Origin of the sequence: Paraburkholderia sp. (assembly GCF_036488505.1) — a bacterium.
Lineage (GTDB): Bacteria > Pseudomonadota > Gammaproteobacteria > Burkholderiales > Burkholderiaceae > Paraburkholderia.
In genome coordinates, this window is record NZ_DASXHN010000040.1 from 1 (window position 1) to 8,083 (window position 8,083).

The 8,083-nt window shown below is 62.5% G+C and carries 7 protein-coding genes and 1 pseudogene; 4 read left to right on the forward strand and 4 right to left on the reverse strand.

Features of this window, described 5'->3' with window-relative positions:
- The 3 genes and pseudogenes from VGH68_RS02405 to VGH68_RS02415 form a co-directional block, all read right to left on the reverse strand.
- A pseudogene (locus VGH68_RS02405) lies at positions 1-422 on the reverse strand (IS3 family transposase); the annotation flags it as partial.
- A gap of 247 nt (positions 423-669) precedes the next feature.
- On the reverse strand, positions 670-1,377 hold the full coding sequence (locus VGH68_RS02410; RefSeq protein WP_331601907.1) for an MgtC/SapB family protein: 708 nt from the start codon (positions 1,375-1,377) through the stop codon (positions 670-672).
- A gap of 657 nt (positions 1,378-2,034) precedes the next feature.
- Positions 2,035-3,198, reverse strand: coding sequence for a metallophosphoesterase (locus tag VGH68_RS02415; protein ID WP_331601908.1), 1,164 nt, complete (start codon positions 3,196-3,198; stop codon positions 2,035-2,037).
- 462 nt (positions 3,199-3,660) lie between these two features.
- On the opposite strand from VGH68_RS02415, the gene VGH68_RS02420 reads away from it, so the two are divergent.
- Positions 3,661-4,008, forward strand: a complete 348-nt coding sequence (locus VGH68_RS02420) for a hypothetical protein (protein WP_331601909.1) — start codon at positions 3,661-3,663, stop codon at positions 4,006-4,008.
- Between the two features lie 84 nt (positions 4,009-4,092).
- Here the strand turns inward: VGH68_RS02420 and VGH68_RS02425 are convergent, their stop codons facing one another.
- Positions 4,093-4,677, reverse strand: coding sequence for a malonic semialdehyde reductase (locus tag VGH68_RS02425; protein ID WP_331601910.1), 585 nt, complete (start codon positions 4,675-4,677; stop codon positions 4,093-4,095).
- A gap of 154 nt (positions 4,678-4,831) precedes the next feature.
- Here VGH68_RS02425 and VGH68_RS02430 point away from each other — a divergent pair, with 154 nt between their 5' ends.
- The 3 genes from VGH68_RS02430 to VGH68_RS02440 form a co-directional block, all read left to right on the forward strand.
- The gene (locus VGH68_RS02430; RefSeq protein ID WP_331601911.1) at positions 4,832-5,431 is read left to right on the forward strand and encodes an alpha-ketoglutarate-dependent dioxygenase AlkB; all 600 of its coding nucleotides are present in this window, start codon (positions 4,832-4,834) and stop codon (positions 5,429-5,431) included.
- Positions 5,432-5,639: 208 nt separating this feature from the next.
- Positions 5,640-6,626, forward strand: coding sequence for an ABC transporter substrate-binding protein (locus VGH68_RS02435; protein ID WP_331601912.1), 987 nt, complete (start codon positions 5,640-5,642; stop codon positions 6,624-6,626).
- Positions 6,627-6,834: 208 nt separating this feature from the next.
- On the forward strand, positions 6,835-8,083 hold a 1,249-nt coding region (locus VGH68_RS02440; protein WP_331601913.1), incomplete at its 3' end, for a sugar ABC transporter ATP-binding protein.

The window sequence follows — 8,083 nt, forward strand, 5'->3', positions numbered from 1 at the left end:
CGTCGGCCTGCGCTCGCTGACTCGGTTCACGGTTACGCCACTGGCAATGTCCGCTGCGCGACGCTCCCAGGATGCGACATCGCCGAGCAACACTGTACTGGTCGAAGTGCTCGTCGATCCATGCGTAGTAGACCGCCGCGCCCTCACGAAGTACGCCGTCGCTTTTCGAAGTATCTCGGTATCGAATTTCGCACTAGCCAGCTCTTTCCCGGAGTCGGCTGTTCTCGGCCCAGAGTTTGTCGATCGGCCTGTCGATCCTGTGTTCTTCACTTCGCGGCCGCCACTTCGCCAATATCCTCTGGAACTGCGGCTACCTCGACCCAGTCGCCTGCGATTGCCAAATGAACGCCGAGTCTGCGCGCTGCTTCGTGCTGTCCCACTGATTCGGCAAGCCCGGTGGCCTCGACATTGGACTCGCCCGTGCATTACCGCGGTGGCACCAGCTTTTCCGAACATCGAAACTTCCGTACAAGCAGGAACTAACAAAACTCCTTGACGTGAAATCGAGGCACGATCAGTCCACGGTTCAGCGCGAAAAACACGCCGATAGCGCTTGGTCGAAGGTTACGCGACAGTCGATGTCCAGGACCATGAATCAACAGTGTCTCGATCCGTTGCAAGCTAAGCGCGGACGATGCAGGCGAATAAATCGACCTCGCATGCCGCGCGTCATTCGGGTGTCGGCTCCGCTTCCCTGGCCGTCCAGCTAACGCTGGAAACACTTTTCTCCATGCTCAGGCGGCTCGCCATCTGTTCCAGCTTCGACTGATCCTTCGGATGCAACTTAAGCGTCGCGGTGACGCGTATGCGTCCCGGATCGCCCTCGACGTCCTCGCTCGTCAGGCTCTGGAACGACAATGGTGCCGAATACATCGAGTTGGAAATCGCGGTGCGAATGTGGATCTCATCGACTTCCCGGCAGACGATCGTCAAGATGTACTGCCGAATTAGATCGGCATTGGAAACCGGCGTCGCATTGATCGTGCGGCTCACTTCGCGCAGCACCGTATTGGTCAACAGTACGACGCCGGTGCCCGCGAGCGCCGGCCCGTAATGTCCCGCGCCGCTCAATACGCCCACCGCCGCGGAGCACCACAGCGTCGCGGCGGTATTGATTCCCTGGATCGAACCTTTGTCGCGCATGATGACGCCGCCACCAAGAAAGCCGACGCCCGATACCACATACGCGGCGATTTGCGTGATGCCGCTCGTACCGTTGCCGGTCAGTACGCCGAGCGTGACGAACAGGCAGGCGCCGCTCGCGACGAGCGTGATCGTGCGCAAGCCTGCGTTGCGCTGCCGCATCTGCCGTTCGAGGCCGATTGCGACGCCGCAGGAGAACGCGGTCAGAAGCCGCAAACAGAATTCGAGTGTCATCGTTCAGAAAGGTTGGCGCGCATACTGTCGCAGTATGAAGTTTACGCATGACGGTGCCGCGTCCCCTATCGTCGTTTGCGGCGAGGACGAGCGTGATCGCTTGCAACGCAACGTCAGGCAAAACGAGAATCGCCGCACTCGACGCATGTAACGAGCGCACGGCGTCGATGAGGTGTTGTGCTGCGCCAGCACTGCACGAATGTGAATAAAAAGAAAGCGATGCGCACCATCGAGCTCGGAAGCAGGATGGCGACAGCCGAAACTGACGCGGAACTCCTGCCGATTCAGTCGATCGGCCGAATCGATACTCGACTGATACCGCTACTGTTCAAGATCGCGGTTCCGGTTGAATAAATGGGCGAATATTATGGGGCCGTGCAAAGCTCAGTCAAGCCGACGCAACGATGCCTGGGGTTCCTTGAGAATGCGCACAACGAAACAGTCGCGCGATCGGCGGCCAGCGAGTACCGGCTGCTACCCAGGCGAGAAAGATACGATGCCCGAGCATTTCCCAACATATCGCGCGATGCGATCCGGTTCTGACTCTACCGCGCTGCTTCAGCGTGCACACGCGAATGCATTCGTGCGGGTGCTTCGTATCGGTATCCATCAATAAGCGATGCATTCGCCGGCGCACTATTGCCGGCTCTATCCGACTCAATCCGGCTCACCAGGAACCAGCCGTACACGCGTAATTTCTGACGGTGCGCCCAGACGCTTCGGCGGTCCCCAATAGCCGGTTCCCCGGCTCGTATAGACCCATAAGCCGTTCAATCGCGCGAGGCCAGCCGTAAACGGCTGCTGCAATCGCACGAAGAAATTCCACGGAAAGAACTGACCGCCGTGCGTATGGCCGGACAGTTGCAGCGTAAAGCCGGCCGCCGCTGCCGCTTCGGCCGAGCGTGGCTGGTGGGCGAGCAGTACCTTGATCAGTACGTCGCCCGGCGCGCCGGCCAGCGCCGCGACAGGGTCGCTGCGATGCGCCGGATCATGATGGCCCGCCGAGTAATCGGTGACACCAGCAATCACCGCGCGCGCGCCGTCATGATCGACGACCACGTGTTCGTTCATCAGCACTTGCAAGCCAAGGCGGCGGAACTCGTCGATCCACGAGTTGGCGCCAGAGTAATACTCATGATTGCCCGTCACGAGAAAGGCGCCATGCCGCGCGCTGAGCCGCGACAGCGGCTGCGTATGTTTGCTGAGCTTCGACACGCTGCCGTCGACCACGTCGCCGGTTACCGCGATCAGATCGGGTTTCAGCCGGTTCACCGCATCGACAATCGCGTCGACATAACGTCCCTTGATGGTCGGGCCGACGTGGATATCGCTGATCTGCACGATCGTGAAACCGTCGAGCCCGCGCGGCAAATCGTCGATCGGCACGTCGATCGTCACGACGCGTGCGCGGCGCCGCGCATTGATAAGGCCGATCAGCGTGGACAGCAGCGCGATCAACGGCACTGCCGCCGCGGAGCCGGTTCGCCAGTGACTGATCGTCAACGTGTTCGGCCAGATCGCATCGATCGTCAGCAGCGAAGCGAGTACGAGGTCGCGCGCGAACGTCAGCACCAGCAGCGACGAAAAGAAGCCCATTGCCAGCAGGCCGACCCACGCGAGCCGGTCGCCGAGCGGCTGGCGCTTGATGCCGCGCGCCATCATGCCGATCGGGATCAGAACGACCGACAGCACGAGCCATAGCGCGCACAGCCAGCGGGTGGTCGCGCTGATCGGCATGTCGGGAATCACGCGTAAGCCGACGTAGATGTGCAGCAGGATGCCAATCAGGATGATGCGAACGAGAAACGATGAACGGCGCATAGGAAGGATCGGGCGGCAAAGGAGCGGAAGACTAGCTCGGTGAAGACGCGCGGCGAGCGGTTGCCGCGCAGTGCAATGCATTCGCGCTGCTGCGCGAACGGGGCGAGTCATTCTACCGGCATGTTCGGACCCTTGCTGACCCCGCAAGATTCGTGCTGGGCGGCGAGGCCGGGTGCTGATCACGGATGCTCCGCAGTGTCCCAAGGCTTTTCCCGGCGGTGTGTAGCCCGGTGCGATAAGTGCTTCAGCACAAATTGGAGGATCCACGCGATGCGTTCGATGCGGATACAAGCTAATTAAATGGGCTTTGAATTGTCTTCGAGCGTGGACTATGCTTTAACAAACCAGTGCGATTTTCGGGCCATCGCAGCGACGTCATGGCGGCGCCACGGCGTAGGCCGCAGGGCCCGCTCGCAACTGGTGCTGTCGCTCGGGAAAGAGGCCGGGCGAGGGGGACACACGATGAAACTGCTCAAATTAGGCCATCAGCCGCGCGATGCGCACCGCGCGCATCACGATCCTCACGCGCACCACGTGGGGCGCGAGGGCAGTCATGTGATGCTGCCGCTGGTCGGCATCTCTCTAATGGCGATCGCCCTTTACATTGGGGTGCGCAATGTCGACTTTTCCGAACTCGGCAAGACCGCGCTATTCGACGTGGTGATGGTATGCGTCGCGCTCGGCATTGCCGGGCTGTTCGGCGTCGCCGGCGCGTGGCTGCACTCGAGCGGCGATGACGCGGATGAAGGTTTCTGCTTTGTCGGCGCGTTAATCGGCACCGTGGTGTTTTATATCGCGGTGCTCGGCTGACGCGAAGCGGCTGGCCCAGCACTCGATGCAGCAGCGCGCAACGAACGCGAGGCGACGCAGGCCCGACACCTCGTCAAACATGCATCAAACCACGCGCGCCGCTTCGTCGAACGAAAAGCGCGGGCTGCGCGCGAACAGTTTCGACGCATCGCCATAGCCGAGATTGATCAGGAAGTTCGCCTTGACGGTCGTGCCGGCGAAAAACGCGGCGTCGACCTTGGCGGCGTCGAAGCCCGACATCGGCCCCGTGTCGAGACCGAGCGCGCGCGCGGCGAGAATCAGATAGCCGCCTTGCAGCGTCGAATTGCGGAATGCCGTATCCGCGATCGCGCGTTCGTTGCCAACGAACCAGCTGCGCGCATCCGCATGCGGGAAAAGCTTCGGCAGATGCTCGTAAAACGCCATGTCCATGCCGACGATCACCGTGACCGGCGCGGCCATCGTTTTCTCGAGATTGCCCGCCGACAGCGCCGGGCGCAGTTTTTCCTTGCCCTGCGGCGTCTTGGCGAACACGAAGCGGCCCGGGCTCGAATTAGCCGAGGTCGGCCCGAGCAGCACGAGTTCGATGAGTTGATGGAGCAGGGCATCGTCGACGGGTTTATTCTGCCAGCCGTTGTGCGTGCGTGCTTCGCGAAAGAGCTGATCGAGCGCCTGGTCGGAAAGAGTCATGGACGTGGTCCGTGAGAAAAAGGAGTAAAGGAAAGTGCGGCGACCCGCGTCGAATGACAGAGCAAAGCGCATGAGTGAGAGGGGCGTGCCGTTGCAGCCATAATAGTCAGTGTTCTCACTTGTCCGCTTGCACCGGCTGCACCAACGTATTGCGATGAGCGATCTTTTCAACGACCTGCCGACGCCCGAGCTCGACTGGTATCCCGATTGGCTTGCGCCGGACACGGCTGCGCAATTCCTCGCGCGTCTGATCGACGAAGTGCAATGGCGTCAGGACACGATCGGCACGCCCGGCGGCCGTGTTGCACTGCCGCGTCTGACCGCGTGGCAGGGCGAACCGGACGCGGTGTACGTGTATTCAGGCATTCGCAACGTACCGCAACCGTGGACGCCGGCCGTCGCCGAACTCAAGGCCGCCGCCGAAGCGACGAGCGGCGCGCGTTTTAACAGTGTGCTGCTGAATCGCTACCGCAGTGGCGCGGACAGCATGGGCTGGCACGCGGACCGCGAACCCGAACTCGGCAAACAGCCGGTGATCGCGTCGGTGAGCCTCGGCGTCGAGCGCACTTTCGATCTGCGGCATAACAAAACTGGCGTCGTGCAATCGTTCGCGCTCAAAGGCGGCAGTCTGCTCGTGATGAAGGGCGACACCCAGGCCGAATGGCGTCATCGGGTGCCGAAGGAACCGCGCGTGAGCGGCGAGCGCATCAATCTGACGTTTCGCTGGGTCACGCCCAGAACCGCCCTATGCTGAACGCGCGTGTTATATCAAAAATGGTATCGACGGCGCGAATCATGTGATTGGACGGTTAACGCGTCCCACAGTACGCTACATCACGATCCACGCACCGTGAGGGCCGTGAGGGCTGGGCAGGTCGCCGGATCGCACACAACAACTGCATAAATCAGTAGGTCCAAGGTCAGCGCTCGAGCGCTCACTCTGGCCGACATAGGAGACAGTCATGGCGAATACACGACGTGCCGCGTGTCGCGCTCTGGGCGCGCTTGCACTTTCCGCGAGTCTGGGTGCTCTGACGCTGGCCACGCCCCGGGCGCATGCCGACGACAAGCAGATCACGCTCGGTTTTGCACAGGTCGGCGCGGAAAGCGCATGGCGTACCGCGAATACCGAGTCGGTGAAGTCGGCGGCTGCGGAAGCGAAGATCAAGCTCAAGTTCTCCGACGCTCAACAGAAGCAGGAAAACCAGATCAAGGCGATCCGCTCGTATATCGCGCAGAAAGTCGACGTGATCGCATTCTCGCCGGTGGTCGAATCGGGCTGGGAACCAGTGCTGCGCGAAGCGAAGGCCGCGAACATTCCGGTGATCCTGACCGACCGCAATATCGATGTGAAAGACCAGTCGCTATACGTGACGATGATCGGCTCGGACTTCCTCGAGGAAGGACGGCGCGGCGGCAAATGGCTCGAAGATCACTACAAGAACGATAAAGGCCCGATCAACATCGCCGAACTGCAGGGCACGGTCGGTTCGGCCCCGGCCAACGACCGGCACTCGGGCCTGATGGAAGTGATCAAGAACGATCCGAAGTTCAAGATCATCGCGTCGCAGAGCGGCGACTTCACGCTCGCGGGCGGCAAGCAGGTGATGGAAGCGTTCATCAAGACCTACGGCAACAAGATCAACGTCGTGTATGCGCATAACGACGACATGGCGCTCGGCGCGATCCAGGCGATGGAAGAGGCCGGCATGCATCCGGGCAAGGACGTCACGATCGTGTCGTTCGACGCGACCAAGGGCGGCTTCCAGGCGATGGTCGCCGGCAAGATGAACGTCGATGTCGAATGCAGCCCGCTGCTCGGACCGCAACTGATGTCGGCCGTGAAGGACGTCGTCGCCGGCAAGCAACTGCCCAAGCGCATCGTGACGGAAGAGACGGTCTTCCCGATGAGCGTCGCCGCACAAACGCTGCCGCAGCGTAAATACTGACGCCGCCGACGCAAGGGACGCCACGGCGTTCTCTTGACGTCCCATGCGCTTACGCCGCGGCGCGCGCCAGAAGCACAGCGCGGCCAGATCAACGGGTTCTCCAGTGGTGCCTGACCGCCCGGGCTGCGTTGGCAGCGGGCGGTCTCTTTTCAGGAGCATGCCGCTGGCGCAGCCTGCCGAACCACGCATAGCCGATCGAGCGAGGTCCATGATCCATTCCGCTTCCGAACCGAACCAGCCGGGCCAGCCGGCTCGCGGCGTGCAAAGCCCCCAAGACGGCACGCCCGAGCCGATTCTCGCGACCTCCGGCGTCAGCAAAACATTCCCCGGTGTAAAGGCGCTGCAACGCGTCGACTTTCGGCTCTTCCCCGGCGAGGTGCACACGCTGATGGGACAGAACGGCGCCGGCAAATCCACGCTGATCAACGTGCTCACCGGCGTGCTCGCACCCGATGCCGGCACCATCCGCCTCGGCGGCGAAGTGGTCGCGTTCGCGTCGCCCCAGGAGGCCGAAGCGGCCGGCGTGCGCACGTTGTACCAGGAAGTGAATCTGTGTCCGAACTTGTCGGTCGCGGAGAACATTTTCGCGGGCCGCCAGCCGCGCCGCTTCGGCGCGATCGACTGGCCCGACATCAAACGGCGCGCGCAGGCCGCGCTCGCACGCCTGGACGTATCGCTCGACGTCACCCGCTCGCTCGACGCGTACCCGATCGCGGTGCAGCAGATGGTCGCGATCGCGCGCGCGCTGTCGGTCGATGCGCGCGTGCTGATCCTCGACGAGCCGACTTCCAGTCTCGACGACAGCGAAGTCGCGCAGCTTTTCAAAATCCTTCGGCATCTGAAGCAATCGGGTATCGCGATTCTGTTCGTTACGCACTTCATCGAACAGACCTACGCGATCTCCGACCGCATCACGGTAATGCGCAACGGCGAGCGCGAAGGCGAATACCTTGCGCGCGATCTGCCGGCCGATCAGCTGGTCGCGAAGATGGTCGGCCATGAACGCATGAGCGCGCGTCTGCGTGAAGCGGCGCATGAAGCGCAGGCCGCGGACGAGCTTCAGGAGAGCGCGGAGGACGCGTCGCAGGTCCCGCACGCGCAGAGCGCAGTCCCGTTCGTCGAGTTGCGCGGCGTCGGCCGGCGCGGCACGTTGCAGCCGATCGATCTCGAAGTGCAGTCCGGCAAGATTCTCGGCCTCGCGGGTCTGCTCGGCTCGGGCCGCACCGAAACCGCGCGCCTGCTGTTCGGCGCGGATCGCGCGGACAGCGGCACGATCCTCGTGAAGGGGCGCGCCGTGCGGCTGCGCTCGCCGCACGACGCGTTGCGCCACGGCATCGGCTATTGCGCGGAAGACCGCAAAAAGGAAGGCATCGTCGCCGAGCTGTCGATCCGCGAAAACATCCTGCTCGCGTTGCAGGCGCGGCGCGGCTGGTGGCGCAAGATCAGCCGGCAACGCG